Origin of the sequence: Streptomyces triticisoli (assembly GCF_003270085.1) — a bacterium.
Classification (GTDB): Bacteria; Actinomycetota; Actinomycetes; order Streptomycetales; family Streptomycetaceae; genus Streptomyces; species Streptomyces triticisoli.
The window spans coordinates 1-26609 of sequence record NZ_QFDQ01000229.1 but is presented as its reverse complement, the minus strand read 5'-3'; the positions used below and the strand labels follow the sequence as shown (position 1 = coordinate 26609).

General features: G+C 72.2%; 25 protein-coding genes. 13 read left to right on the top strand and 12 right to left on the bottom strand.

Going from position 1 to position 26609, the window contains the following annotated elements; all coding sequences use genetic code 11:
* Nucleotides 1–478: 478 nt before the first annotated feature.
* The 3 genes from DEP02_RS28020 to DEP02_RS33705 form a co-directional block, all read right to left on the bottom strand.
* Complete coding sequence (locus DEP02_RS28020) at nucleotides 479–1759, bottom strand: MFS transporter (RefSeq protein ID WP_232839303.1); 1281 nt, start codon at nucleotides 1757–1759, stop codon at nucleotides 479–481.
* Between the two features lie 139 nt (nucleotides 1760–1898).
* On the bottom strand, nucleotides 1899–2030 hold the full coding sequence (locus tag DEP02_RS35380) for a hypothetical protein (RefSeq protein ID WP_269809380.1): 132 nt from the start codon (nucleotides 2028–2030) through the stop codon (nucleotides 1899–1901).
* 424 nt (nucleotides 2031–2454) lie between these two features.
* Nucleotides 2455–2640, bottom strand: a complete 186-nt coding sequence (locus DEP02_RS33705; protein WP_157977555.1) for a hypothetical protein — start codon at nucleotides 2638–2640, stop codon at nucleotides 2455–2457.
* Between the two features lie 721 nt (nucleotides 2641–3361).
* Between DEP02_RS33705 and DEP02_RS28005 the strand changes: the two genes are divergently transcribed.
* The 4 genes from DEP02_RS28005 (at nucleotide 3362) to DEP02_RS27990 (ending at nucleotide 6667) form a co-directional block, all read left to right on the top strand.
* Nucleotides 3362–3700, top strand: coding sequence for a dihydrofolate reductase family protein (locus DEP02_RS28005; RefSeq protein ID WP_198668622.1), 339 nt, complete (start codon nucleotides 3362–3364; stop codon nucleotides 3698–3700).
* A 275-nt stretch (nucleotides 3701–3975) separates the two neighbouring features.
* Entirely contained in the window at nucleotides 3976–4842 is an 867-nt protein-coding gene (locus DEP02_RS28000; protein WP_112470476.1) for a CoA transferase subunit A, read from the top strand.
* Complete coding sequence (locus DEP02_RS27995; protein ID WP_112470472.1) at nucleotides 4839–5597, top strand: CoA-transferase subunit beta; 759 nt, start codon at nucleotides 4839–4841, stop codon at nucleotides 5595–5597. The genes DEP02_RS28000 and DEP02_RS27995 overlap by 4 nt, the downstream gene beginning before the upstream one ends.
* Nucleotides 5594–6667, top strand: coding sequence for an NAD(P)H-dependent flavin oxidoreductase (locus tag DEP02_RS27990; protein WP_112470471.1), 1074 nt, complete (start codon nucleotides 5594–5596; stop codon nucleotides 6665–6667). Before DEP02_RS27995 ends, DEP02_RS27990 begins: the two co-directional genes overlap by 4 nt.
* 57 nt (nucleotides 6668–6724) lie before the next feature.
* Here DEP02_RS27990 and DEP02_RS27985 read toward each other — a convergent pair whose 3' ends face one another.
* The 7 genes from DEP02_RS27985 to DEP02_RS27955 form a co-directional block, all read right to left on the bottom strand.
* The gene (locus DEP02_RS27985) at nucleotides 6725–8140 is read right to left on the bottom strand and encodes an amidase (protein ID WP_112470470.1); all 1416 of its coding nucleotides are present in this window, start codon (nucleotides 8138–8140) and stop codon (nucleotides 6725–6727) included.
* 10 nt (nucleotides 8141–8150) lie between these two features.
* Nucleotides 8151–9377, bottom strand: coding sequence for an NADH:flavin oxidoreductase (locus DEP02_RS27980; RefSeq protein WP_112470469.1), 1227 nt, complete (start codon nucleotides 9375–9377; stop codon nucleotides 8151–8153).
* Nucleotides 9374–10405 carry an ABC transporter ATP-binding protein gene (locus DEP02_RS27975; protein ID WP_112470468.1) on the bottom strand — a complete coding sequence of 344 codons (1032 nt, stop codon included), beginning with the start codon at nucleotides 10403–10405 and terminating at the stop codon, nucleotides 9374–9376. Before DEP02_RS27975 ends, DEP02_RS27980 begins: the two co-directional genes overlap by 4 nt.
* Entirely contained in the window at nucleotides 10402–11424 is a 1023-nt protein-coding gene (locus DEP02_RS27970; RefSeq protein ID WP_232839302.1) for an ABC transporter ATP-binding protein, read from the bottom strand. The genes DEP02_RS27975 and DEP02_RS27970 overlap by 4 nt, the downstream gene beginning before the upstream one ends.
* On the bottom strand, nucleotides 11421–12455 hold the full coding sequence (locus DEP02_RS27965) for an ABC transporter permease (protein ID WP_112470467.1): 1035 nt from the start codon (nucleotides 12453–12455) through the stop codon (nucleotides 11421–11423). Before DEP02_RS27965 ends, DEP02_RS27970 begins: the two co-directional genes overlap by 4 nt.
* Complete coding sequence (locus DEP02_RS27960) at nucleotides 12448–13416, bottom strand: ABC transporter permease (protein ID WP_112470466.1); 969 nt, start codon at nucleotides 13414–13416, stop codon at nucleotides 12448–12450. Before DEP02_RS27960 ends, DEP02_RS27965 begins: the two co-directional genes overlap by 8 nt.
* A 213-nt stretch (nucleotides 13417–13629) precedes the next feature.
* A complete protein-coding gene (locus tag DEP02_RS27955; protein ID WP_157977554.1) occupies nucleotides 13630–15249 on the bottom strand; it encodes an ABC transporter substrate-binding protein in 1620 nt (539 codons plus the stop codon).
* A gap of 362 nt (nucleotides 15250–15611) precedes the next feature.
* On the opposite strand from DEP02_RS27955, the gene DEP02_RS27950 reads away from it, so the two are divergent.
* Nucleotides 15612–16139 carry a nuclear transport factor 2 family protein gene (locus tag DEP02_RS27950; RefSeq protein ID WP_112470464.1) on the top strand — a complete coding sequence of 176 codons (528 nt, stop codon included), beginning with the start codon at nucleotides 15612–15614 and terminating at the stop codon, nucleotides 16137–16139.
* A 188-nt stretch (nucleotides 16140–16327) separates the two neighbouring features.
* On the opposite strand, the gene DEP02_RS27945 is transcribed toward DEP02_RS27950, so the two are convergent.
* Nucleotides 16328–17617 carry an MBL fold metallo-hydrolase gene (locus tag DEP02_RS27945; RefSeq protein WP_112470463.1) on the bottom strand — a complete coding sequence of 430 codons (1290 nt, stop codon included), beginning with the start codon at nucleotides 17615–17617 and terminating at the stop codon, nucleotides 16328–16330.
* 107 nt (nucleotides 17618–17724) lie between these two features.
* Between DEP02_RS27945 and DEP02_RS27940 the strand changes: the two genes are divergently transcribed.
* Nucleotides 17725–18366: a TetR/AcrR family transcriptional regulator gene (locus DEP02_RS27940; protein WP_198668621.1), complete on the top strand. Its 642-nt coding sequence runs from the start codon at nucleotides 17725–17727 to the stop codon at nucleotides 18364–18366.
* A 189-nt stretch (nucleotides 18367–18555) separates the two neighbouring features.
* Nucleotides 18556–20199: a steroid-24-oyl-CoA synthetase gene (casG, locus tag DEP02_RS27935; protein WP_112470461.1), complete on the top strand. Its 1644-nt coding sequence runs from the start codon at nucleotides 18556–18558 to the stop codon at nucleotides 20197–20199.
* 54 nt (nucleotides 20200–20253) lie between these two features.
* Here casG and DEP02_RS27930 read toward each other — a convergent pair whose 3' ends face one another.
* Nucleotides 20254–21774, bottom strand: a complete 1521-nt coding sequence (locus DEP02_RS27930) for an MFS transporter (RefSeq protein ID WP_157977553.1) — start codon at nucleotides 21772–21774, stop codon at nucleotides 20254–20256.
* A 157-nt stretch (nucleotides 21775–21931) separates the two neighbouring features.
* Between DEP02_RS27930 and DEP02_RS27925 the strand changes: the two genes are divergently transcribed.
* From DEP02_RS27925 to DEP02_RS27900, 6 genes are all read left to right on the top strand, one after another.
* Complete coding sequence (locus tag DEP02_RS27925) at nucleotides 21932–22582, top strand: TetR/AcrR family transcriptional regulator (protein ID WP_232839301.1); 651 nt, start codon at nucleotides 21932–21934, stop codon at nucleotides 22580–22582.
* A 10-nt stretch (nucleotides 22583–22592) separates the two neighbouring features.
* Nucleotides 22593–23336: an SDR family NAD(P)-dependent oxidoreductase gene (locus DEP02_RS27920; RefSeq protein WP_112470459.1), complete on the top strand. Its 744-nt coding sequence runs from the start codon at nucleotides 22593–22595 to the stop codon at nucleotides 23334–23336.
* Nucleotides 23337–23399: 63 nt separating this feature from the next.
* Nucleotides 23400–24176 (top strand): SDR family oxidoreductase, encoded by a 777-nt coding sequence (locus DEP02_RS27915; RefSeq protein ID WP_112470458.1) that lies wholly within the window; start codon nucleotides 23400–23402, stop codon nucleotides 24174–24176.
* 143 nt (nucleotides 24177–24319) lie between these two features.
* Nucleotides 24320–25177, top strand: coding sequence for an LLM class F420-dependent oxidoreductase (locus tag DEP02_RS27910; RefSeq protein ID WP_112470457.1), 858 nt, complete (start codon nucleotides 24320–24322; stop codon nucleotides 25175–25177).
* Between the two features lie 47 nt (nucleotides 25178–25224).
* Entirely contained in the window at nucleotides 25225–25716 is a 492-nt protein-coding gene (locus DEP02_RS27905) for a nuclear transport factor 2 family protein (RefSeq protein WP_112470456.1), read from the top strand.
* Nucleotides 25717–25769: 53 nt separating this feature from the next.
* Nucleotides 25770–26555, top strand: coding sequence for an SDR family oxidoreductase (locus tag DEP02_RS27900; RefSeq protein ID WP_112470455.1), 786 nt, complete (start codon nucleotides 25770–25772; stop codon nucleotides 26553–26555).
* The last annotated feature ends 54 nt before the right edge of the window (nucleotides 26556–26609 follow it).

Here is a 26609-nt window from a genome sequence, read left to right as displayed (position 1 = left end):
TTCTTCGCGGCCGGGCGGCGCGACGACGCGGCCGGGCCGCGGGGGGGCCGGACGCTCCGGCGCGGCCGGAGCGGCGGGCTCCTTCACCGGCACGGCCGTCTCCGCCCCGAACACTGGCAGTGCTTGCCCTGTTATTTAGCCTGTGATTTAACCTGGTTGGGTATGTTGCCGACAGGTACGGGCGGCCCGGGGACCGCGGGGTGGCACTGCGGCCGAGCACCCGCAGCGTGCCGCCGAAGTTCGCCTGTCCCAGGACTCCGGCCGGGTACTGTCTGACGCTCCGTCGAGTGCGATCCGGGCGTACTCCTCGTGAACCGGCCGTGCGCGGTTGTCGGACAGGGGCGAGGTGAGCAGCACCGGGGGTCTCCAGCGTGCCGAGTGCTGCGTCCTCGGCGCGGCCTTCGCCGCCGCGGACACCGGCCGCCGGGTGACCGTGGGTGCCGCTCCGCTCGATCGGTCGGCCCCTTCGTCCCGGTGGTCACCTCCGGCCGGCTTTCGTCCGCGGCGGCAGCGCGGCCGGCAGGGACGACGGCCGGAGCGGTCGGAGCCGGGCAGCGGTACGTCTTCGTCCCGCACGCTCGGCGGGGCCGTTTCCGGTTCTCAGTGCCCGCATGGCGAGGGCCCCGGCCAGGGGGCCGGGGGCCAGGAGGAGGAACGCGTAGCGCCAGCCGACGGCGTCGGCGAGGAGGGGGATCAGCTGGATGCTGACGACCGTGAGGGCGAATCCGATCGCGGTCTGGGCCGTGAGGGCCGTTCCGACGTAGCGGGAGTCGGCGACCTCGCTGAGGGAGGTCGAGAACACTCCGGAGTCGGCGATCACGGCAGCTCCCCAGAGAGCACAGAAGGCGACCACGAGTACCGGCGGGGAGTGGACGAGCAGCGGTGAGAGCAGGCAGCACAGACCGCTGGTGAGCAGGGCTGCCATGGCGGCGGGAGGGCGGCCGAAGCGGTCGGCGCCCCAGCCGCCGAGCAAACAGCCGATCGCACCGCCGACCCCCATGGTGAGGAACACGGTGACCTCGACCGATCCGGGAAGGAGACCGGCGCTGTCCGTCGCGGCGAGGAAGGCGGGGATCCAGGTCCACAGGGCATAGAGCTCCCACATGTGCCCGAAGTAGCCGAGGTTGGCCGAGCGGGGGCCGCGCTGGGTGAACATGGTGAGGGCGTAGCGGGGGTTGCGGGCGGGCGCGGCCGGGGCGGCATGGGGACCGACGCGGATGAGGGCCAGCGCGATGGAGGAGGCCAGCAGTCCGGCTGCCGCCGCGACCAGGAGAACGCCCCGCCAGGGCAGCGACCCGACGCCGGCGATGAGATGCGGAAGGGTCGATCCGAGCGTCAGGGCGGCGATGAGCATCCCCATGGACTTGCCGCGTGCGGCGCCATGCGCCCAGGAAGCCATGAGTTTCATGCCGACCGGATAGACACCGGCCAGGCACACGCCGGTCACGAAGCGGAGTGGAACGGCTGTGGCGAGCCGATCGACCGACACGGCCAGCAGCACCGTGCACACGGCCGCTGCGGCGGCGCCGCCGGCCAGGAGACGCTGGGGCGGGAGACGGTCGGCGAGAGTGAGGGCGGCGGACGTGAGCGCACCGGTGACGAAGCCGAGTTGGACCGACGCGGTCAGCCATACCGCGTCGGCGGAGTCGAGCCCCCACTCGCTGCGCAGTGTGGGAACCACGGCCGACATGGAGAACCAGACGGCGAGGCCGAGTACCTGTACGGCGGCGATCGCGCCGCGCTGTACACCGGCGTTCATGGTCTCCCCCCCCGGCCCCTTCCTCGGACCACCCGGCCGTCGGTGCCGTCGGCTCCTTTCCGGCGGCACCGACGTTTGGCGGGAGAAGCCTACGGGGTGGCCTCCTGCCCGCTCTGCCCGGCCCCCGGGGGCGTACGGCTCACACGAAGGGAGTTGAGGACGGGGTATCCGTCCGGGCGCGGACGCGTTCGGCGGCCGTGTCGCGGAACACGGTGAGCCGTTGGACGGTGGGCAGCGCGCCGCGGAACTTCTCGGGCTGGGCGGAGTCCATGAGGTCTCCAGGCCGGTGCGGGGCCGGGTTCGGCCGCAACGAGGTTGCGGATCACGAAGTGGGCGACGCGGGCCTGATGGCCGAGGGGCCGGCCGAGGGCGCTGGAGTCCTCGTGGGGCGCCAGGTCGCCCTGGCCGTGAGGTCACCTGGCCGTCGACATGCCCGGCCGCCTGGTGAGCCGGGCGTCCGGCGGCGACCGCGGCGGCAGGCTCCGGTCCACTCGTCGTGCTGCTCGGCCGGCGCCGTGCCGACCGCCGGGGCAGGTAGGCGGGGACGATGCCGACCATGTCGGTGCGGCGCGGGAGCGGCACCTCGGTACAGGGCGGCCGCGCGCACGAGCACGCCTGCGATCAGGCAGGGTGTCCGGGAGCGCCCGGCAGCGGTTGCGCTGCCGGGCACCGCTCCGCACCTGTTCTTCCGCGCTTCAGCGCTTTTCCTTCCGCCTGCTGCGCACCAGCCAGGTGGCTCCCCCGACGGCCAGGGCGACCGGCCACTCAAGAGCCCCCGCGACAGCGAGCGCTCCCAAACCCCCGTAGAAGACCAGGTCCCGTGCGGGCAGGTTCTCCATCCGGGCGGGCAGGTCCTCCAGGCGGGCGGGCAGTTTCTCCACGCTGAGGTACGGGATCGGAATCGGAGGGTGGAACGTGCGGGTGTGCAGGCGGACACCCCCGCCGTCAGGATGGGGCTCTCCGGCCCTCTCTTGCCGAGCTTGCACACGGTCGGTGTGCGATCGCATGCTCCGGGTCCTGTACTGCCCCTTCTGGGCCCGCACACGTTCAGCGGGCTCCAGCGTGGTCAGAGCAGCCTCTGACAGCTTCCTCTGTGCCCGGACACGCTCGGTGGGCTCGAGCACGGTCTGCGCTGCCGTAGCCATCCCCTCTCCTCCTCCCTCGGAGTCGGTATCGATATGCCTCCTCTTCCATCCTCGCGCACCTCCCGCCATATCACGACGCCAGGCCCTCAGTGCCGCGGCGATGAGTTTCGTGGGCGCGCGGGGTCCACGGGTACGGAAGGCGTCCGAGGCGGCTGGAAGGCGGGCGACGGCGTCTTTCGGGCGGGACGGTGACAGTGACCACCGAGGAGAGAATCGATCGTGTCCACCCGGTCGTTGGCGGACACCGAGCGGCAGACCGCCGGAGGGAAGGTGCTGTGGCACTTCACGATGTCGCTGGACGGGTTCGTGGCGGGGCCGAACCGTGCGATGGACTGGATGACGGGGTTCTCGCTGCGTCCCGGCCTCGTCGAGGAGTACGCGGAGACGACCGGCGCCGTGCTGGGAGGCCGGGAGGCTTTGACGCCCACCCCGGTGTCGGCGGCATCCACGGCGGCGCGTGGCAGGGGCGGTCTTCGTTCTCACGCACCGTCCCGACGACGCGCAGCCCGTCGCCGGTGTGACGTTCCTGAGCTGCGACGTGGCCGAGGCCGTCCGTATCGGGCCGGAGGCCGCCGGAGGCAAGAACCTCGAGGTCTTCTCGCCCACGATCGGCCGGCAGCTCCTCGAGCGCGGACCGATCGACGAGATCGACCTGCACATCGCGCCGGTGCTGCTCGGCGACGGAATCCGGCTGTTCGACCGTCCCGGCGGCGTCCCCGTCCGGCTCGAGCTGCTCAACGGCGGTGACCGCTCGGCCGCGGTGGACGTGCGGTACCGCCCGGTTGCGACCGGGTGACCGGTTGCGGGGGTCGAGGACCGCGCCGCCTTGTACACCGCAGCCCGGGGCTCTGCCCGGCGAACGCCTCCTCGGGGCCGGACACGAGGGGTGCGTACGAGTCCGGCGCCGTCGCGTGCCGTGCGACGTCCTGGAGGGCGTCCTGGGTGGCGAAGCGTGATTCTCCTCATGCCGGTTCGCTGCCGGTTGACGCCGTGGTGTGGGATGAGGCTACCCTGGAGCCAACCAAGCGCTTGCTACGTCAGCAAGGCCGAGTGCCGAGTCGGGAGAGGCTCATCGTGGACAAACGGATGACCGAGGCCGAGGTGGTCGGCCGCCTCCGGTCGGGAATGACCATCGGGATCGGGGGCTGGGCCTCGCGCCGCAAGCCGATGTCCCTGGTGCGGGAGATCCTGCGATCGGATCTGAAGGACCTCACCGTGGTTTCCTACGGCGGGCCGGACGTCGGCCTGCTCTGCGCCGCCGGCAAGGTGCGCAAGCTGATCTTCGGGTTCGTCACGCTCGACTCCGTCCCGCTCGACCCGCACTTCCGGGCCGCCCGCCAGAACGGGACGGTCGAGGTGGCCGAGTACGACGAGGGCATGCTCCAGTGGGGGCTGTACGCGGCCGCGCTGCGGCTGCCGTTCCTGCCCACCCGGGCCGGCCTCGGGTCGGACGTGATGACCGTCAACCCCGACCTGCGGCTGGTGGCCGACCCCTACGGCAGCGACGAGGAGCTGCTGGCCGTACCCGCCATCCCCCTCGACGCGGCCCTGGTGCACCTGAACCGCGCCGACGCCGCCGGCAATGCCCAGTTCCTGGGCCCGGACCCGTACTTCGACGACATGTTCTGCATGGCCGCCGAGCACGCGTACGTCTCCTGCGAGCGGATCGTGCCCACCGAGGAGCTGACCGCCTCCGCACACCCCGCGACGGTGGTGGTCCGGCGGCTGTTCGTCGACGGTGTGGTGGAGGCTCCCAACGGAGCGCACTTCACCTCGTGCGCGCCCGACTACGGCGTGGACAAGGCGTTCCAGCGGGAGTACGCGGCGGCCGGGAAGTCCGCCGGGGCGTGGGCGGACTTCCACGCCAAGTACCTGGCCGGTGACGAGAGTTCGTACCAGCGCGCCGTGGCCCGTGAGCAGGAGAAGGAGTCGGCATGAGTGACGTCACCAGGGCCGAGGTGTGCGCGGTCGCGTGCGCCGAGCTCTTCCGCGACAACGGCGAGATCCTCGCCAGCGCGTTCGGGACGATCCCGGCGATCGGGGCCCGGCTGGCCCGGCACACCTTCTCGCCGGACCTGCTGCTGACCGACGGCGAGGCGCACTTCGTGCGGGGCACCTGGGCGGTCGGCGAGCCGGCCGAGGGGGTGGTCGAGGCCTGGTCCCCGTTCCGGGGGATCTTCGACCTGGTCTGGAACGGCAAGCGGCACGTCATCATGATCCCGGTCCAGATCGACGCCCAGGGCAATGTGAACATCTCCGCCCTCGGTGACCACGACCGGCCCACCGTGCAGCTGGTCGGGGTCCGCGGCGCCCCGGGCAACTCGGTGCACCACCCCACGAGTTACTGGGCGCCCAAGCACAGCACCCGGGTGTTCGTCCCGGCCGTCGACATGGTCGCCGGCGTCGGCAACGACTCCGCGGCCAAGGGCGGCAGCGCGGCCCGGCGCTTCCACGACCTGCGCCGCGTGGTGACCAACCTGGCCGTCCTGGACTTCCAGCCGGGCAGCGGCGCGATGCGGCTGGTCTCGGTCCACCCCGGGGTCACCGTGGAGGAGGTGCAGGAGGCCACCGGCTTCCCGCTGGTCGTCGAGGGCGAGGTGCCCGAGACCCGGCTGCCCACCGACGAGGAGCTCACTCTGATCCGGGAGGTCATCGACCCGCGGGGGCTCCGCGACAGGGAAGTCCCGGCATGAGCGGACACCAGGAGCCCCACCCGGCGCTGAAGACGCGGGCCACCGAGCTGTTCGGCGTGGAGTACCCCGTCGTGCAGACCGGCATGGGGTACGTGTCGGACGCGGGACTGACCGCGGCCACCGCCCGCGCCGGCGGGCTGGGCATCCTCTCGGCCGGTCTGCTCTCGTACGAGGAACTGGCCGCCGCCATCGAGCGGGTCCAGTCCCTGACCGACCGGCCCTTCGGGGTCAACCTCCGCGCCGACCAGCCCGACGTCCGCAAGCGCATCGACCTGCTCATCGCCACCGGTGTCAAGGTCGCCTCCTTCGCCCTGGCCCCCAAGCCGGACCTGATCGCCCGATGCAAGGAGGCGGGCATGGTCGTGGTGCCCTCCGTCGGTGCGCGGCGGCACGCGGAGAAGGTCGCCTCCTGGGGGGCCGACGCCGTCATCGTCCAGGGCGGCGAGGGCGGTGGGCACACCGGTCAGGTCCCCACCAGCCTGCTGCTGCCGCAGGTCGTCGACGCGGTCGGCATCGTCGTGATCGGCGCGGGCGGGTACTTCGACGGGCGCGGCCTGGTCTCGGCTCTGGCCTACGGCGCCGACGGCGTCGCCATGGGCACGCGCTTCCTGCTGACCTCCGACTCGCCGGTCGCCCAGGCCGTCAAGGAGGTCTACCTCAGCAAGACCGTGGACGACACGGTGCTGACCCGGCAGATCGACGGGGTGCCCCAGCGGGTCGTGCGCGGTGGCCCGGTCGCGGCGTTGGAGAAGAGCACGGCCGCGGGCCGGCTGTTCCGGGCGGCCCGCAACGCCCAGGGCTTCCGGAAGATGTCGGGCACCGCGTGGCGCGACATGGTCCGGGAGGGCTGGGCCATGAAGAAGGGCCAGGGCCTGACCTGGAGCCAGGTCGTGATGGCCGCCAACGCGCCCATGCTCTACCGGACGGCGCTCCTCGAAGGGGACCCCGAGCGGGGCGTGATGGCGACCGGTCAGGTGGTCGGCATGATCGACGACCTGCCCGGCTGCGACGAGCTGATCTCCCGCATCGTCCGCGAGGCCACCGAGGTCCTGGAACGTCTCGGCGCCTGACCCCGGCCGCCCCGGGACCGGGGCCCTTCTGCCCGGCGGGCGGAAGGGCCCCGGTCCTCACTCCGGCCCGGCGGCCGGGGCGCCGAGCGGCCAGGGGGCGGCCTGCTCGAGCTGCGTGGCCAGGGAAAGCAGGAGCCCTTCACCGCCGAGGTCCGCGGCGAACTGCACACCCAGCGGAAGGCCCTCGCCGTCGTGACCGAACGGGACGGACATCGCCGGCATGCCGGTGACGTTGTAGACGCTGGTGAACGCGGAGTGGACCGAAGCGTGTTCGTAGATCGACTCCGGTCGGCTCGTGTCGAGGGTGCCGAGCCGGGGCGTCGGCCGGGCGAGCGTCGGGCCGAGCAGGACGTCGTACGTCCGGAACGCGGCGCCGACCTCCCAGCCGATCTCCTGCATGCGCCGCAGCGCCCGGCTGACGTCCGCGGCCGTGAGCGTCCGGTAGGTGTCGTGGACGACTCGCGTGAACGGTTCGATGTCGTCGTCGGCCAGGGGGCGGCCGAGCTGCTCCAGGCGGGCCTCGATCTGTGCGACCAGCTCGCTTCCCATGAGCACCGCCGAGGTGCGGGCGACGTCCCCCGGGTCGTAGGCGGCGGTCGTCTCGGTGACCTCGTGGCCGAGGCTCTCGCACAGGCGGGCCGCGGCGGTCACGGCCGCGGCCGGCTCGGGGTGCACCGCGGGACCGCCCGGAAGGCCGGTGATCAGGCCGATCCGCAAGCGGCCGGGGTCCTGCCGTGCGAGGGCGGTGAAGGAGCCGGCGGGCGTGGGGGCGGCGTACGCGTCCCCGGGGAGCGGGCCTGCGGCGATGTCGAGGAGCAGGGCGCTGTCGCGCACCGTCGTGGTGACGGCGTGGTGTGCCGAGACCAGTCCGGACAGGGTGGTCGGCCGGGGAGCGGGTGACACCCGGCCGCGGCTGGGTTTGAGACCGAACAGCCCGCAGGCCGCTGCCGGGATGCGGATCGATCCCCCGCCGTCGCTGGCGTGCGCGACCGGGACCATTCCGGCCGCCACCGCGGCGGCCGATCCGCCGCTCGAGCCGCCGGGCGAGTGCGCGGCGCTCCACGGATTGCGGGTCGGGCCGTACAGCGCCGGCTCGGTACTGGCGTTGAGGCCGAGTTCGGGGGTGTTGGTGGTGCCGAGGACCACCATCCCGGCGCGCCGGTAGCGGGCCACGAGTTCGCTGGTGCGAGTGGCGAGCCCCTCGGAGAAGAGGCGGCTGCCGCCGGTGGCGGGGAGGCCGGCGACCTCCATGCCGAGGTCCTTGACGAGGACCGGTACGCCGTGCAGCGGCCCGTCGGGCAGTCCTGCGTCCACCTCGGCCAGGGCCTCGTCGAACCGGGTGTGGATCACGGCGTTGTGCCCGGGGTCCAGGTTCTCGATCCGGGCGATCGCGTCCTCGGCCACGGCGCGGGCGCTGACTTCACCGTTCCTGATCGCCGCGGCGGTCGCGATGGCGTCCGGTCTGTGGGTCATGTGCTGCTCCTCAGGACACGTAGCCGGCGGGCTTTCCCCAGTCCTGGCGCCGGGTGGTGCTCCGGTCGACCAGGACGCAGCGGGTGCCGGTGAAGTTGGTCGGCATGCACTTGTTGCAGTGGATGCACAGGGAGGGGGTGGTGGCGTCGGCCTGGATCCGGTTGACCAGGTCGGGCTCGCGCAGCAGTGCCCGGGCCATCGCCACGAACTCGAACCCCTCGCGCATGGCCAGGTCCATGACCGGCTTGCCGGTGATCCCGCCGAGCAGGACCATCGGGAGCTTCACCGCGGCCCGGATCTGGCGGGCGTCCTCGAGCAGGTAGGCGTCGGTGTAGGGGTAGCTGCGCAGCTTCTGCTTGCCGACCAGTTTGACGCCGAGTTTGATCGGCTGTGGCATGACGTCGGCGAACTCCTTGAGCGGGGCGTCGCCCTTGAAGAGGTACATCGGGTTGAGCAGGGAGCTCCCCGCGGTCATCTCCAGGGCGTCGACGGTGCCGTCCTGCTCCAGCCACTGCGCCACCGGGATCGCCTCGTCGAGCCAGAAGCCGCCGGGCACACCGTCGTCCATGTTCATCTTGGCGAGGACCGCGATGCGGTCGCCGGCCGCGTCGCGCACCGCCCGCATGATCTCGCGGGCGAGGCGGGCCCGGTTCTCCAGGGTGCCGCCGTAGGCGTCGGTGCGCCGGTTGATCCGGGGGCTGAGGAAGGAACTGGCCAGGTAGTTGTGGCCGAGGTGCACCTCGACGGCGTCGAAGCCCGCCTCGATGGCGCGGCGGGTGGCCTCGGCGTGGGCCTCGGTGATGCGGGCGAGGTCGGCCAGGGACGCCTCCTTCGCCCAGCTCAGCGAGGTGGCGTGGAAGTGCTTCGTCGGCGCCAGGGCCGGCAGCCCGTTTCCCTTGGGGTTGGCGACGGGGCCGCCGTGGCCGATCTGGGCGGACACCGCGGCGCCCTCGGCGTGCACGGCGTCGGTGAGCCTGCGCAGGCCGGGCATCGCCTCGTCGGTCCAGTGGATCTGGTGCCGGTCGGTGCGTCCCTCCTTGGCGACGGCGCAGTAGGCCACGGTGGTCATGCCCACGCCGCCGCGGGCGTAGGCGACATGGAAGTCCAGCAGGTCCCGGGTGACCAGCCCCTTGTGGCTGAGTCCTTCGTACGTCGCGGCCTTGATGATCCGGTTGCGCAACCGGACCGGTCCGAGGGTGGTGGGGGCGAGGACGTCGGGGGTCTCTGTGGTGGTCACGGGATGTCCTTCCTGGGCTCGGCGTGGTGGCAGGCGATCCGGTGTCCGGGGGCGATCTCCCGCAGTGGGGGTTCCTCGCCGGCGCACAGGTCGGTGGCGAGCGGGCACCGGGTGCGGAACCGGCAGCCCGACGGCGGGTCGAGCGGCGAGGGCAGCTCGGCGGCCTGTTTCACCTCGGCCGCGCTGTCGGTGTGGGCGCTGCGCTGGGCCTCGGGAAGCGAGGCGAGCAGGAGGCGGGTGTAGGGGTGGACGGCCCGGAGGTGCATGTTGTCGGACGGCAGTACCTCGCAGGTCCTGCCGAGGTACATGACCATCACCCGGTCGCTGATGTTCTTCACCACGGACACGTCGTGGGCGATGAACACCATGCTCAGGCCGTAGCGCCGGGTGGTGGTCTCCAGCAGGTTGAGGATCTGGGCCTGGACGGACACGTCCAGGCTGGAGACGGGCTCGTCGCAGATCAGGACGTGCGGGTCGAGCATCAGCGCGCGGGCGATGCACACCCGCTGGCACTGTCCGCCGGAGAGCTCGTGGGGCCGGCGGTCCCGTACGGTCTCCGGGTCCAGGCCGACGGCCCGCAGCGCCTCGTCGATCCTGGCGTCCTTGTCGGAGCCGTCGTGCCCCCAGATGGCGGGGCCCTCCCACACCAGGTCCTTCACCCTGCGGCGTGGGTTCAGCGCGGACACCGGGTCCTGCATGATGATCTGCATCCGGGCCCGTGCCTCGCGCAGCTCCTCGGGCCCCAGCCCGGTCAGTTCGACGTCCCCGAGGCGGACGGTGCCCGAGTCGGGGGGCGGGAGCTGGATCAGGGCGCGGCCGACGGTGGACTTGCCGCAGCCGGACTCCCCGAGGATCCCCAGCGTCTCCCCCGCCGCCAGTTCGAGGCTGACCCCGGAGACGGCGTGCACCTTCTGGCCGCGGCCGACCGGGAACTCCACGACGAGGTTCTCGGCGGTGAGCGCGCGCTGCGGCGGATTCTCGGCGGTGGTGCCGTCCGGCTTGTCGGCAACGGTCCCGTTCGCGGTCATGCCGTGACCTCCTTCGCGGTGGCGGCACCCAGCGGGTGGTGGCAGGCGACGAGGCCGCCGCCGTTCTCCTCCCCGTGGTCTCCCCCATGGGCGACGAGTTCGGGGGCCTCGGTGGTGCACTCGTGGGTGGCGAAGCCGCACCGGGCGGCGAACCGGCAGCCGGCCGGGGGGTGCAGCAGGTTGGGCGGCCGGCCCTCGATGGTCGGCAGCAGGGTGTGCGGGGGTGTGTCCAGGCGCGGGATCGAGGCGATCAGGGCCTTGCTGTAGGGGTGGCGGGGGTGGTCGAAGACCGACGCGGTGTCGGAGCACTCGACGATGCGGCCGGCGTACATGACCGCGACCCGGTCGGTGCGGCCGGCGACGGTGCCGAGGTCGTGGCTGATGAGGATCGTCGCCATCCGCAGTTGCTCACCGAGCGTCTGCAGCAGGTCCAGGATCTGCTTCTGGACGGTGACGTCGAGTGCGGTGGTGGGTTCGTCGGCGATGAGCAGGCGCGGGCTGCAGGCCAGGGCCATCGCGATGACGACCCGCTGCCGCATGCCGCCGGAGAGCTCGTGCGGGTACTGCCCGGCCCTCCGGGACGGTTCGGGGATGCCGACCTGACGGAGCAGGTCGACTGCCCGGTCCCGGGCCTCGGCGCGGCTCAGGCCGAGGTGGAGCCGGACGCTCTCGGACAGGTGTGTGCCGACCTTCTTCACCGGGTTGAGCGAGGTCATCGGGTCCTGGAACACCATGGCCACCTCGGTGCCCCACAGCTTCCGCCGCTGTGCCGGGGTGAGGGCGTGGACGTCCTTTCCGCCGAGGCGTACGGATCCGGAGACCGATGTGGAGCGCCCGTTGGTGATCAGTCCCATGACGGTGCGTCCGAGGACGGACTTGCCGGATCCGGACTCGCCCACGATGCCGAGGGTCTCCCCCGGGGAGAGGGACAGCGAGACGCCGTCCACGGCCCGCATCGCTCCGCGCGGGGTGTGGAAGACCGTGCGCAGGTCGGTGACGTCGAGCAGGGGTGGGGTCACAGCTTCACGCTCCGGGGGTCCCACCGCCGGCGGGCCTTCTCACCGACGATGTTGAAGGCGAACACGGTGAGGAAGAGGAAGGCTCCGGGCACCAGCACGATGTGCGGGTGCTCCTTGAAGACGCGCCCCTCACCCTCGGCGATCATGTTTCCCCAGGTCGGCTCCGGCGGCTGGATGCCCAGCCCGAGGAAGCTGAGGGAGGCCTCGGCGACGATCAGGACCGAGATCATCACAATGGCCAGGGAGGTGATCGGCAGCAGTACGTTGGGCAGCAGCTCGCGCAGCATGATCCGCGACCGTTTCGCGCCCATCGCCCGGGCCGCGACCACGAACTCCCGGTTGGTGTAGGCCATCGTGGTGGCGCGGCTGAGGCGCACCATGCTGGGGACGGTGAGCAGCGCCAGGGAGAGTGCGACGTTGCGCAGGCTCGGCTCCAGCACGGTCGCCAGGGCGATGAGCAGGATGAGCGGAGGGACGGCGAGCAGGGAGTTGGTCGCGAGGCCGACCGCCCGGTCCAGTGTCTTCCGGAGGTAGCCGGCCACCAGCCCGATCGCGCCGCCGACGACGGTGCCGACGAGCACCGCGGACAGGGAGATCAGCAGCGAGGAGCGGGCGCCGTGCAGGGACCGGGCCAGCAGATCGAGTCCGAAGCCGTTGGTGCCGAGCGGGTGGGCTCCGGTGAAGGTGGGGGTCTCGAAGACGGGCTCGGTGACCGTGGCCGCCACGTCCCGTTCCTCGGCGAGCGGCAGCCAGGGGGCGAGGAGGGCCGCCAGGCCGAGCAGCACGAGCCAGGCCGCCGCGAACCAGAAGACGATGTCGAAGTCGGGCCCGGCCCACGCCTTGCCCAGGCGTGCGGCACCGTTCATCAGCAGGCCGAGGCCCGTCAGCGCCAGGAGGACCTTCGCGGGCGGGATCAGCGCGGTGGTCGTGGCGCCGTACACCAGCAGTGCGAGGCCGATGACGACGAACGCCGCCGCGTACAGCAGGGGCAGCGGGAAGGCGGTCCGCGTGCGCGGAGCGATGTCAGGCATGGACACGTCGCGTCCTCGGGTCGAGATGGCCGTAGGAGAAGTCGATGCCGGCGTTGATCACCACGTAGATGAAGGCGATGACGAGCACGGCCCCCTGCACCACCGGGTAGTCCCCCTGGCTCGCGGCGTTGACCACGAGCGACCCCATGCCGGGCAGGGAGAAGAGGTACTCCACGATCACGGTGCTGCCGATCAGCCGGCCCAGGCTCAGGCCGAGCAGGGTCACCAGGGAGAACGACGAGGGGCGCAGGGCGTCGGCGACCAGGATGCGCAGCGGTGCCATTCCCTTGGCCCGGGCCGCGAGGATGTAGTCCTCGCGGAGCGTGACGATCAGGTCGCCGCGCAGCACCCGGGTGAACATCGCGAGCTCCACCAGGGCGACGGTCAGCGCGGGGAGGAAGGCGTGGTGCAGATTCCCCAGCAGATCCCCCTCGCTCAGCCGCACCCATTCCGAACGCGGGAACCAGCCCAGCGAGTTGACCATCAGCCAGATGAGCAGAAGGCCGGCCAGGAAGCTGGGCACCGACAGGACGCCGAAGGTGCCGGCGCTGATGATCCGGTCGACCACCCCGCCCTCGCGGTACGCCGACCACATGGCCAGCGGAACGGCGATGACCAGGGCGATCAGCAGCCCCAGGACCGCGATCTCGGCGCTGACCGGCAGCGCCGAGACCAGACGGGACGACACCTCGCCCTGGGGCGGGACGATCGAGCGTCCCAGGTCCCCCTGGAGGACGCCGCCCAGCCAGTGGAGGTAGCGGGTGAGCAGCGGATCGTCGAGGCCGAGTTCCTGGCGGAGCTCGGCGTAGGCGGAGGGCGGGTGCCCCGGCCCGAGGATGGCGACCGCGGGGTCACCGGGCAACAGGACCACCAGGGAGAAGACCCCGATGCTCACGATGAGCAGCACTCCCACCAGTTCGGCGGCCCCCAGGGCCAGTCTGCGCACCGTCGCGAGACTCATGCTTCCTCCAGATCTGCGTGCCGGCACGCCGGTCGATGCGAGCCGCGCCACGGGGACGCGGTGCTCGAGTGGAGCCGGGTCCCCGTGACTGCGGGGCTGCGGGTGGGGGTGGGCCGCATCACAGGGCGCTCACATGGACGTGACGCTACGGTCGGGGAGGGCCGCCGGGTCCGGGCGCGTCCCAGTGAGCGGGAACGGGCGGCCCTCCTGGGATCACTTGCCGATCCAGGCCTCACCGAACAGGGTCATGTACTCGTCGGTCGGCACGATGCCGTGCACGTTCTCGCCCCACGCGGTCAACGACGCGCTGGCACCCAGGTTCGCCATCGGCACGGTCTCGTTGACCCGGGTCTGGATGTCGTCGATGGCCTTCTGCCTCTGCTGGTCGTCCTTCGCGCCGTGCAGCACGTCAAGCAGCTTGTCCATCTCGGGGTCGGCGTAGCCCCCGGGGTTGCCGAAGCTCTTCGAGTTCATGGATATCTGCAGGCGGTGGTAGGGGTCGCCCTCGGAGACGCTCGACGCACCACGGCTGAGGTCGAAGTCGTGGTCCACGTAGGTCTTCTTCACCCGGTCCGCGATCGAGGTTGCCAGGTCGAACTTCACCGTGAACCCGGCCTGCTCGAGCATGGACTTGGTGATGACCGCCTGGGTGCGGTTGAGGGGGTCGGTGCCGCCCAGGTAGGTGAGCTTGCCGTCGAAACCGTCCTTCTTCGCCTCGGCCACAAGCTTCTTCGCCTGCTCGATGTCGGTACCGAGCGGCTTCACGCTGGAGTGCCACTGCGACTCGGGCGGGAAGATCTCCTTGCCGGGAAGGCCCTTGCCCTTGAAAGCCCGCTTGCTCTCGAGGTCCGGGTCGAGCGCCAGGGCGATCGCCTTGCGCACCCGGACGTCGTGCCCGGGCCGGCCCTCACGGCTGTTGATGTTGATCACGCTGCCCAGGCTGCTGAGTGTCAGCTCACCCGGGTGGCCGGCCTTGACGGCCTCGTCCACCACCTCGGCGCTGCGCACGTAGGTCACGTCCGCGGTGCCGTCCTTGAGGGCATCGAGCTTGGCCTCGTCCGACAGCGGCCAGAAGAACCGGATCGCGTCGAGGTGCGGTGCGCCCTTCCAGTACTTCTTGTTGGCCTTGAGGATCATCTCCTCCTGGGGGGCATGCCTGTCGAGTACGAACGGACCGGCACCGATCGGCTTGAACTCCTTGCCGGCGTAGGCGGCCGGGGCCACGATCATGCCGGCGGCCTTGGCGAGCATCGCGGGGAACTTGGCCCAGGGGGTGCGCATGGTGAAGACCACGGTGGAGTCGTCGGCCGCCTGCATCTTCGCGATGTTGGGCGCGAGCAGCGCGGTGTCCGCGCCCTTGTTCTCCTGGTACCAGGTGATGCTGGCGACGACGGCCTTGGCGTCCAGCGGTGTGCCGTCGGAGAAGGTGACGCCGTCCCGGAGCTTGAGCGTCCAGACCGTGGCGTCCTTGTTGCTCTCCAGCGACTTGGCGAGCCAGGGCTCGTACTCCTTGGTCTCGCTGTCGTAGCGCATCAGCACGTCGTAGACGGCCGCCATCGCGGAGCCGCCCGAGGCACCGGTCGCGTAGGTGACCGCCGGGCTGAGGCTGCGGGCCTCGGCGTAGTCCGCGAAGTCCAGCGTGCCGCCGCGGACCGGCTTTCCGCCCTCGGCCTGCTTGCCGATGAGCCCGAACTCGTAGCGGCCGCGCTCGGCTGCCGCCTCCTTGCCGCCGTCGCTCTTGTCGCCCGCCGGGGACGCGCACCCCGAGGTGAGCATCGCTCCGGTGACGAGGGCGACGGCGAGACTGGTACGGACGCGTGCTGCTCGCTTCATTTCTTCCTCCGGTTTTCGGGGGTGCCGTGGCGCCTTTCGGGGCGTATGGGGCGGAAAGCGGATCAGGACCGTGCGGTGTGGGGCGGACGCTAGGGTGAGCGGGATCCGGCCGCCGTGGCGCATCCCACTGACCGGGAGCGGTCGACGGCGACGCGGTGGGTGCAGTGGTGTCCGGGCCGTCCCGGTGCCGGTTCGGGGTGTTCGGCGAAACCCGTGCGAAGAGCCGGTCCAGCGGAAACGCGACTCGCAGTCACCCGCTGAGCGGGACCTGTCGGGCGCGGTGCGGCGTCCGCACGCTACAAAGGCCGCGACGGCTGCGAGCGGCATCGCGGGCCGACCGACCTGAACAGGGAGTGAAACCCATGAGCGGCGTCGACGAGCGACTGGTCCTGCTGGAGCGCAGGCTGCGGCAGTTGGAGGGCGGGGAGGCGGCCGGTGAGGGTTCGCCGCATGATCGGGTGGCTGTGCTCGAACAGCTTCACCGGTTGCAGCGCGCCATCGACGCCCGCGACTGGGACACCATCCGGGAGACCTTCACCCCCGACGGGACGGGGTACGGCAGGACAGGCGTCGACGAGATCCTGGCCGTCATGCGGGACCACCTCGGCGGCTGCGGCCCGACCCAGCACCTGCTCGGCAACGAGCGGGTGACCATCGAGGGCGATCGTGCCCGGAGTCTCAGCTACGCGCGAGTTCATCACGTGGGGGCCGGGGACATGCAGGGCAAGTTCTTCGAGTGCATGGGTGAGTACGACGACCGGTGGGTGCGTACCGAGAACGGCTGGCGGCTGAGCCACCGGGAGTTCGACATGCAGATCCAGATCGGCGACTTCGGGGTGCTCCGGCCGGCTGCCTCCGAGCCGGCGCGGGAGCAGGGCACGGCCGGGTGACCCTGCCTGCCCGCGCCGACGTCCGCTGACGCGGTCGCCCCCTGGGCAGGACCGTCCGGGTCGCGCCGCCCGGCAGGTGCGACCGGAGCGCCGTGCTGCTTCCCCCCGGCGAGGGCTGGGAGGGAAGCAGCACGGCCTGTCGGACCGGCCACCCGTCGAGCAGGACGACGCGGGCGTCCGAACGGGGCTTATGCCTCGTCGGCTGCCGCAGCGACCCAGCGGGCGGAGACGCGGAGGTTCACCTGGGCCATCAGTGAGGGTTCGGCCTGGGCTCGGGCCTCCAGCACCTCGCGGTAGCAGTCCTGGGCGGCCTTGTCGGACCGGTCGGCGAGGAAGGCCCACTCGGCGACGTGGCAGGCCAGTCGCAGGTCCGTGGCGGCAAGGGCCCGGGCACGCTCCACCAGTGCCGTCACTCCCCCGGCCAGCCGTGCCACCTCGGCGGCCTGCGCGTCCTGGGAGGAGGGCAGCAGGTGCGAGGGGTATCCGTCCCACCAGCCGGAGTAGCGGCGGATGACGTTGCGGCAGATGAACTCCGGCTTGTCGTAGATGGCGGGCAGCCGCGGGTGGTTGCGCAGGTCCTCGGGGATCCGAAGGGTGGCCACGATCTCATCGGGCAGGACACCGTTGTTGAGCCCGGTCAGGGCGTGGTCGACGATGATCCGCAAGTAGCGTGCGAGTGAGGTGAGTTCGTCGACGATGGCCTCCGTCCCGGTGGCCGGGTCACCGTGGCCGGTGATGATCACAGAGGGGTGCAGCGACGCCATCTCCTCGGCCGCGTCGGCCCATTCCTCGGCGTACCGCTGGACCTTCTTGGGGTTGCCGGCGTTGGGCAGGTAGCCGGTGACCAGGTCGCCGGCGGCGATGACGCCGCGCTCGGGGGCCCACACCCAGGCGGCGTCGTCGGTCTCGCCCTTGCCGTGGCGGACGACGAACCGCTCGCCGCCGATCGTCAGTTCCAGGCGGTCGTCGAACAGCCGGGTGGGCCAGACGAAGTCCTCACGGGCGTCGGGCCAGGCCTTGCCGTCCGCGCCGGGCTGCTGGCTGTTGATGCGGGCGTTCAGGCCCGCGGTCTTCATGTAGCGGTCGAAGTGGGCGGGCAGAGCGCGGTGCGCGACGATCTCGGGCCGCTCCCCGGCTTCGAGGAACGGCCACAGGCCGAAGGCGTGGTCGCTGTGTCCGTGGGTGTAGACCACGGTGTGCAGCGGCTTGTCGCTGACCGAGCGCACCGCCTTCAGGAGCGCGGGTCCGTCGCCGGCACACCCGCAGTCGACGAGGAGGAGGCCCTCGTCCGTCTCGAACAGGCCGACGTTCACCATGCCGGGCTGGATGAACCAGGTGCGCGGGGCGACCTCGACGACGCGGGGCTCGAATCCCGATCCCTGGGAGCGGTCGAAGATGCGCCGTCCCTGCGCGGGGTTGAAGAGCCCGAAGGCGGCCCGGGCCGCGGCCTGCTGGTTCTCGGGGAAAGTGAGGGTCATGCGGACGTCCGATCACGAGGAGGGGAACATCTGTGGTGTCGAGCGGACGTTAAGGCGCTCGCCTTAAAATGGTCAACCGATCCGTCCCACTCACTGGAGGAAGCCCTGTGGACGAGGCCAGAGCGAGCACCCGTTCCCTGCTCGTCGACGTCGCCGAGCGTCTCTTCGCCGAGCGCGGGATCGACGCCGTCTCGCTGCGGACCGTGGGCGCCGAGGCCGGACAGCGCAACAAGTCCGCGGCGCAGTACCACTTCGGTTCGCGGCAGGGCCTTCTCGACGCCATCGTGGCCGCGCGGTCGGCGCCGGTGGACGCGCGCAGGGCGGAGCTCCTGGCACAGGTGCGGCAGGCCGCGGCCCCGCCGGACCTGCGGACCCTGGTCACCCTGCTCGTCCAGCCGCTGGCCGAGAGCGTCGAGGGGGTCGAGGGCATGGGGGGCAGCAGCACGCACTACCTGCGGTTCCTGGCCCAGGCCGCCGACGAGCCGTCCGTGCGCGCGGCCTGGCGCGACACCTACGCCGCCCCGGCCTCGGTCCGTGCCGTCAACGACGGAATCCGGGCCCTGCTCGCGGACCTGCCCGACGACGATCTCGAACGGCGCCTGGAGTGGTGCGCGGTGGTCACCGTGCGTCTGCTCGCCGAGCACGAACGCCGGCACCACGCGGGAGAGAGCGGGCCCGGGGCCCTCGCCCGGACCGTGCGGGAGCTGGTGGAGATGCAGGTCGCCCTGTTGCGGTGCCCGGTCGGGTGAACCCGCGGTCGGCGCGTGCAGGAGCTGACCCCGGTCCTCGGCCGCGTGCCGGACCAGCGGGCGGACAGCCCTCGCCAGGGCGTCCCGGGATGGCTACCGTGCCCGGTGTCCCAGTCACCGGAATCACACCGGGATCGGGGTTCGGCCCTGGTCGACACTTGCGCGACCGCGACCCGGAGGAGTGCCCCGATGACGAGCGCCACTGACCCCCGCACCGCCGCCCTGGCCGTGATGTCCGAACTCACCGGCCCCGGTGGCCGGTTCGAACTCGCCGAGGAGGACGTCCTGGGCGCCCGCCTGCCGGTGTTCTCCCACCGCCGCCGGGCCCTGCACGAACTGCTCCACGAGTCCGTCCGGTACGCCGACCGGGAGTACGTCGTCACCGCGGACCGCAGGCTGACCTTCGCCGAGCACGCCGCCCAGGTGGCCTCGCTGGCCCGGGCCCTGCGCGAGGAGTACGGCGTGGGCAGGGGGGACCGGGTCGCCATCGCCGCCGCCAACTCGGTCGAGTGGATCCAGACGTTCTGGGCCACGGTGTCGATCGGGGCCGTGGCGGTCGGGTTCAACGCGTGGTGGTCGGCGCGGGAGTTCGAGTACGGCCTCGGGCACGCGGCCCCCGCCCTGGTCGTGGCCGACGCGAAGCGGGCCGGCAAGTTCGACGGCTGCCCGGTGCCCGTGCTCTCGGTCGAGGAGGACGTCGCGCGCCTCGTCACGGCGTACGGCGAGGAGCCGCTGCCCTGCGCGGACGTGGCCGAGGACGACCCGGCCGTCATCCTCTACACCTCGGGCACCTCCGGCCGTCCCAAGGGCGCGGTCCACACCCACCGCAATCTGCTGTCCGTCGTGGAGTACCACCGGCTCAGCGACGCCCTGACGCAGGCGTTCGGGGATCCGCTGAACCCGCAGGACCGCGTCCACCTGCTCGCCCTGCCGCTGTTCCACATCGCCAGCCTGCACAACCTGGCCGTGCCGCGCCTGGCGACCGGCAGCAAGATAGCCCTGCACCAGGGTGCCTTCGACGTCGACGCCGTGCTGGGGATGGTGGAGCGCGAGCGCATCACCAACTGGGGCGCGGTCCCCACCATGGCCAACCGGCTCCTCGCGCACGACGGAGTCGGCTCGTACGACACCTCCTCGCTGACCGCGTTCTCCCTGGCCTCCGCACCGTCCTCGCCCCAGTTCAAGGAGCGCCTGCGCCGGCATCTGCCGTTCGCGAAGGACTCCCTCGTGGACAGCTACGGTCTTACCGAGACCTGCACCGCGATCGCCGTGGCCACCCCCCAGGACCTCGCCGAGGCGCCCGGCACCCTGGGCCGGCCGGTCACCGGCGTCCAGCTGGAGATCCGCGATCCTCTCGGAGAGCCCCTGCCCGAGGGCGAGGAGGGGGAGATCTGCGTCCGCAGCGCCTACAACATGCTCGGCTACTGGGGGGACGACGAGGCCACCGAGCGCACCGTCGGCAAGGACCGCTGGCTGCGCACCGGCGACATCGGCCGCCTCGAGCAGGGGCGCCTGTACCTGAGCAGCCGCCGCTCGGACCTGATCATCCGCGGCGGGGAGAACATCTACCCCGCCGAGATCGAAGCCGTGCTGGCCGAGCACCCCGACGTCGCGGAGTGCCTCGTGCTGGGTGTCCCCCACCCCGATCTGGGCCAGGAGCCGGCGGCCGTCGTGGTGACCGCGCCCGGATCCGGCGTCACCGAGGAGGCGCTGCGCGCCCACGTCGCGGACCGGCTGGCCTATTTCAAGGTGCCGGTGCGCTGGCGGCTCACCACCGAGAGCCTGCCCCGCAACGCGACCGGCAAGGTGATCCGGACGGCCGTCCGGCCCTGACCCTCCGCACCCGCGCGCCCCGGTTCGGTGAGACCCGCGGCCGGTGGGCACGGATCACGGGGCCGGGGTCCGCGGGACGAGGGCGGCGCAGAGGGTGCCCGCGAGGCCGGCCGCGACACCGAGCAGGAGCGCGGTGTGCACCGCGCTCCCCGCAGGCAGCCGGGCGCCGTCGACCAGGGACGTCGCCCCGGTCAGAACGGCGCCGACCACCGCGCCGGAGACCGCCAGGCCGAATGCGCGCATCAGCGCGTTGAGGCCGTTGGCCGCGGCGGTCCTGGTCACCGGGACCGCGTCCATGATGAGGATCGGCATGGCCGCGTATCCGAAGGCGACGCCCGCGTTGCAGACGACGCAGGCTGCGGACAGCACCCACGCATGCGTCGGCAGGAACAGGACCAGCAGGTAGCCCGCGCTGCTGCAGAGACCGCCGAGGGCGAGCGTGACGCGGGCGCCGTGGGCCCGCGAGATCCGCGTCGAGAGCGGCGCGGCCACCATCATCGCGAGGCCGCCCGGGGCGAGCAGCAGCCCGACGTCGGCGACGGAGCGGCCCAGGCCGTACCCGGTTTCCGGCGGGGCGAGCAGGATCACGGGGAACGTCAGGGGCAGGACGTACATCCCGAAGCCGAGCAGCAGGCCGGTGAGGTTCACCCAGCGGACCCCCGGGGTCGCGGACGCCCGCAGATCGACCAGGGGTTCGGGGCGCCGCAGTTCGTGCCACGCCCACAGCACCAGTACGAGAACCGCGCCCAGGGCCAGGCCGATCGCCCGGGCACTCCCCCACCCCCAGACCCCGCCCCGGGAGGCGACGATCAGCAGGGCGCTCACGCCGAGGGCGAGGCCGGCGATCCCGGGCAGGTCCACGGGCACGCGGTGCCGTTGCGGGGACTCCGGCACCACGGCGTACAGCGCCAGCAGGCACAGGGCGCCCAGGCCGGCGGCGACCCAGAACGCCGAGTGCCATCCCCAGCGCTCGATGAGCACCCCGCCGAGGGGCAGGGCGACCGCTCCCCCGATGCCGAGCGTCGCGCTGACGACACCGACCCCGGTCACCACCCTGTCGGCCGGGAGCAGGTCGCGCATGAGGCTGATGCCGAGCGAGACGGCCCCCATGCCCAGGCCCTGGAGGAACCGGCCGAACAGCACGGGGATCAGCGAGTCCGCCGTCGCACAGCACACCGAGCCGATGACGATCATGAGCAGGCACCAGCCCAGGAGGCGGCGCTTGCCGAACAGGTCCCCGAGCCGGCCGGACACCGGCATGGCGACCGCACCGGCCAGCAGTGTGGTGACGAGCACCCAGGAGGCGCCTTCCGGAGTGGTCGACAAAAGCCGCGGGAGATCCGGGACGACGGGCACGACGAAGGTGTGCAGGAGTGACGCGGTGACCCCGGCGAAGCACACCACCGCCAGCACCGCGGTACCGCGGCGGCGGCCCAGGTGCCCGGTCGCCGTGGGCGCGGTCCCCACGGGCGCGGCGCCTGCCCCCGGGCGACCGGGCACCTGGGCGGCCACGGGTTTCGCGCTCGTTCCGCGTCCGGCGGCGTCGCCGTACTCCTCGTGATGGTCGGCCGGCATGGATCTCCTTCGGGGGAGGCTCCGGCCAGCCAACCCCAGCCCCCCGCATGCCGGCGACGGGAAGTCCCACTCACCGGCAACCCCCGGGCCCGCACCGGCGGAGCGGAGCATGATGCGGGGCACCGGAAAGGGGGAGCCCTTGCCCAGAGTCGGCGAAGTGAGAGCGCCGGCGGAGCCCACCTCCGCCAGGCAGAAGCAGCGCCATGCGCGGATGCTGCGTGCCGCGGCGAGACTCGGGGCACGGCACGGCTTCGAACGGATGCAGATGCACGACGTCGCCAGGGAGGCCGACGTCGCGATCGCCACCCTCTACCGCTACTTCCCTTCCAAGACGCACCTGTTCGCCGCCGTCATGCACGAGCAGGTCATGCGGCTCAGCGACGGCAACCCGGTGCCGCGGCCGGGACCGGACCCGGTCGACGCCGTCTGCGAACTGCTGGTGGGGGCGAGCCGGCAACTGCTCGAGCGGCCGCTGCTGGCGCTGGCGATGATGCAGTCGAACAACATCGTGGCGGTCGGCGGCAGCACCGCGGCCCGGCAGGCCGACGAGATGTTCCGCCACCTGCTCCTGCGCACCGCCGGGATCGCCCATCCCTCGGACCGTGACATGCGCGTGGTGCGCATCCTGGAGCAGACGTGGTACGGCATCCTCACGACGATCCTCAACGAGCGGACCACGTTCGAGATCGCGGAGGAGGACATCCGCCTCGCCTGCCGCCTCCTGCTGGACCCGGCGACGGCCGACCGCCGGCCCCCGCCCTCCCGGTCACCGGGAACGGCCGCCCCGGAGTCCGGCACGGTCCCCTAGCGTCCGCGGCGTGAACCGTTTCGACGCCACCCCAGTCCTGCTCACCGGCGCCGCCTCCGGCATCGGGCGGGCCACCGCCGTACGTCTCGTGGCCGAGGGCGCTCACGTCTTCGCCGTCGACCGCGACCAGGACGGGCTGGCCCGGACCGTGGCAGCCGCCGACGGACCGGGCCGCATCGTCACCCGGGCCGCCGACGTCACCGACGAGGAGTCGGTCGTCGCCACCGTCAGGTCGGCCGTCGAGAGCCTGGGCGGCGTCCAGGTGCTCGTCAACGTCGCGGGGATCCACCGCACCACCCCGATCGAGAGCCTGACGGTCGCGGACCTGCGCCAGCTCTTCGACGTGAACCTCGTGGGGACGGCGCTGTTCTGTCGCGAGGCCGTCCCTCACCTGCCCCACGGCCGCGGTGTCATCGTCAACGTGGCGTCGAGCGCCGCGGCGCACGGCAACCCCTACATGAGCGCGTACGCCGCCTCCAAGGGCGCCGTGCTCGCGTTCTCCCTCACCCTGGCCGCCGAACTGGCCGGGCGCGGGATCCGCGTCGTCCCGGTGTCCCCGGGCACCGTGGCGACACCGCTGACGCGGGCCGTCACGCCGGGGGACCTGGACTTCTCGTACTACGGGCGGATCCGCTCGCTGATGGGACCCGCCACGCCCGAGCAGCTGGCCGGAGCCATCGCCTTCGCCGCCTCCCCCGACGCCTCCTACCTCACCGGTGCCGAGCTCCGGGTGGACGGGGGCTCGCACACCTGACGGTCCGGCACGTGACCGGTCGTCACCCGAGCCGATACCTGAGTCGACACCTGAGGAGAATTCATGACCCGCCGCATCGTCGTGACCGGAGCCGGTTCCGGGATCGGAGCCGCTGTCACCGCCTTGCTCCGGGCGGAGGGCGACCGGGTGATCGGGGTCGACCTGCGCGGCGCCGACGTCGTCGCCGACCTGTCCACGCCGGCGGGCCGCACCGAGGCCGCCGAGGCCGCGGCGCGGACGGCCGGCGGCGTCGTGGACGCCGTGGTCGCCTGCGCCGGCACCGCCGTGCCCGGAGAGGCCATGGTGACCGTGAACTACTTCGGTGTCACCGAGTTCGTGACCGCCCTCCGGCCGGCGCTGGCTGCCTCGCCGGCCCCGCGGGCGGTGGTCATCGGGTCGATCTCCGGCACCCAGCCGGCGGATCCGGCCGTCGTGGCGGCCTGTCTCGCCGGCGACGAGCAGAGGGCCCTGGTGCATGCGCGGGCCGCGCTCGCGGACGGGCGGGAGGCCGAGCTCTACCCCTCGTCCAAGTCGGCGCTGGCCCAGTGGGCCCGGCGCACCGCGGTCACCGAGGCGTGGGCCGGAGCCGGGATCCCCCTGAACGTCGTGGCACCCGGCGTCGTACGCACACCGATGAGCGCGCGCTTCTTCGACGACCCGGTGATGAGGCAGACGATGGACGCCGCCGTCCCGATGCCGCTGAACGGCTACATGGAGCCCGAGGTCATCGCCCGGGCCGTCGCGTTCCTGGCCTCGGTGGAGAACAGCCACATCACCGGCCAGGTGCTCTACACCGACGGCGGCGCGGAAGCCACGCTGCGCGGTCCGTCGGTGTTCTGACCGAATGTTCCGACCAGGTGTTCCGACCGCTGCTCCGGCCGCCCCCGGCCGGCGGCCTCCCGCCCACCGGGACGGGCCCTGCCTCCACCGGACGCACCGGCTTGTATGAGGATCCCGTCCCGCCCCGTCGAAGAGAGGTGCCCATGCGGCTCGGCATCACCAGTCCCGTCGTCACGGCCGTCCCCGGCGTCCACTCCCCCTGGGAGCGCACCGCCGGCATCGAGGAACTCGGTGCGATCGCCGAGACCGCGGACCGTCTCGGCTTCCACCACCTCACCTGCTCCGAGCATGTGGCCGTCCCGACCGCCGTCGCCGAGCAGCGCGGGGCCACCTACTGGGACCCGCTCGCCACCTTCGGCTACCTCGCCGCCCGCACCCGCCGCATCCGGCTCGCCACGCAGGTCCTGGTGCTCGGCTACCACCACCCGCTGGCCATCGCCAAGCGCTACGGCACCCTCGACCGGGTCAGCGGCGGCCGGCTGGTGCTGGGGCTCGGCGTCGGCAGTCTGGAGGAGGAGTTCGACCTCCTGGGCGCGGCGTTCAAGGGACGCGGCGAGATCGCCGACGACGCCGTCGCGGCGCTGCGCGCCAGCCTGTCGCGGCGCGAACCGGTCTACCACGGCGAGCACTTCGACTACGAGGGCTTCGTGGTGGAACCGCACGCCGTGCAGGACCGGGTCCCGCTGTGGATCGGCGGCCGTACGTTGCGTTCGCTGCGTCGTGCCGCCACGTACGGCGACGGTTGGGTGCCGTTCGGGCTGTCGCCGGCGAAGCTGGGCGAGATGGTCGCCGCGGCCGATCTGCCGGAGGGGTTCGAGGTGGTGCTGAGCCCCGGCCGGCCGCTCGATCCGGCCGGGGACGGGGAGGGGACCGCGGCGGCGGTGCGCGAGCTCGCCGAGGCCGGCGCGACCCTGGTGAGCGTCTCCCTCACCGCCGAGTCCGCGGCCCACTACACCGAGCAGTTGGAGGCGCTGGCCGCGCTCGCCGCCACGCTGTCCTGACCGCGTCGGCACTGCCACCACACCCACGTCCCGACAAGGGGGAGCCCATGACCGAGGACCGACTGGCCGCCCTGGAGACACGGCTCCGGCAGCTGGAGGACGAGCGCGACATCGCCCGCCTGATGGCCTCCTACGGGCCGCTCGTCGACAGCGGCGCCGCGGAGGAGGTGGCCGCGCTCTGGGAGCCGGACGGCGTCTACGACATCGACGAGGTCTACCTCGCCGGCCGGGAGCAGATCCGGGCGATGGTGCGCTCCAGCGCTCACCAGGGCTGGATCCGTGGAGGGTGCGCGCACGTCGTGGGTCCGCCGCACATCACGGTCGACGGCGACGAGGCGGTCGCGGTGTGCCACTCCCTGATGGTGGTGCACGAGGAGGGCCGCTACGTCGTCCGCCGCGCCACCGCCAACCACTGGCGGCTGCGCCGCGGTGAGACCGGCTGGCAGGTCACCACCCGCACCAACCGGATCCTCGACGGACGCCCGGAATCACCGGAGCTCCTGGCCACCGGGGTGCGTGGGGAGGAGACCAGGTCATGACCGGGGCGGCCCGGCCGCCCACGCACCGCACACTCTCGACAGAAAGACGGAGCATGGACATCAGCAACCCGATGGACTTCACCGGACGCGCGGTCGTCGTCACCGGAGGTACCAAGGGCATCGGTGCTGTGATCGCCGAGGCGTTCCTCGGTGCCGGAGCGGACGTCGTCGTCTGCGGGCGCAACGAACCGGAGGCGCTGCCCGGCGCGAACGGACGGCAGGCGGTGTTCCTCCCGGCCGATGTCCGCGACCCCGCAGCGGCGGCCGGGCTCGTGGAGGGCGCGGTGGACCGTTTCGGCCGGCTGGACGTGCTGGTCAACAACGCCGGCGGGTCCCCCGACGCGGACGCGGCCACCGTCTCGCCGCGGTTCGTCGAGAAGATCGTCGCCCTCAACCTGCTGGCACCGTTCTACGTCGCTCAGGCCGCCAACCGGGTCATGCAGAGCCAGGACAGCGGTGGCTCGGTCATCAACATCGGCAGCGTCTCCGCGCACACCCCCCAGCCCGGAACGGCCGCGTACTCGGCGGCCAAGGCCGGACTGCTCACCCTGACCAGGGCGCTGGCCCTGGAATGGGCACCGAGGGTACGGGTCAACCACATCACCACCGGCCTGATCCGCACCGAGAGCGCCGCGTCCGTCTACGGGGAGGACGGCGGGGCGGCTGTGGCGCGGGTCATCCCGATGGAGCGGATGGCCGTCCCGGAGGACGTCGCCCGCGCCTGCCTCTTCCTCGCCGGTGACCAGGCCTCGTACGTCAACGGTGCGGACCTGGCGGTCCACGGTGGAGGGGAGTTCCCCGCCCGCTACCTCGCCGTGAAGTCCGCCGGCTCCCAGTAGATTCCCAGGATTCCCTCCACAGCGGCGCGCGGACCCGGTGGCAGAACCACCGGG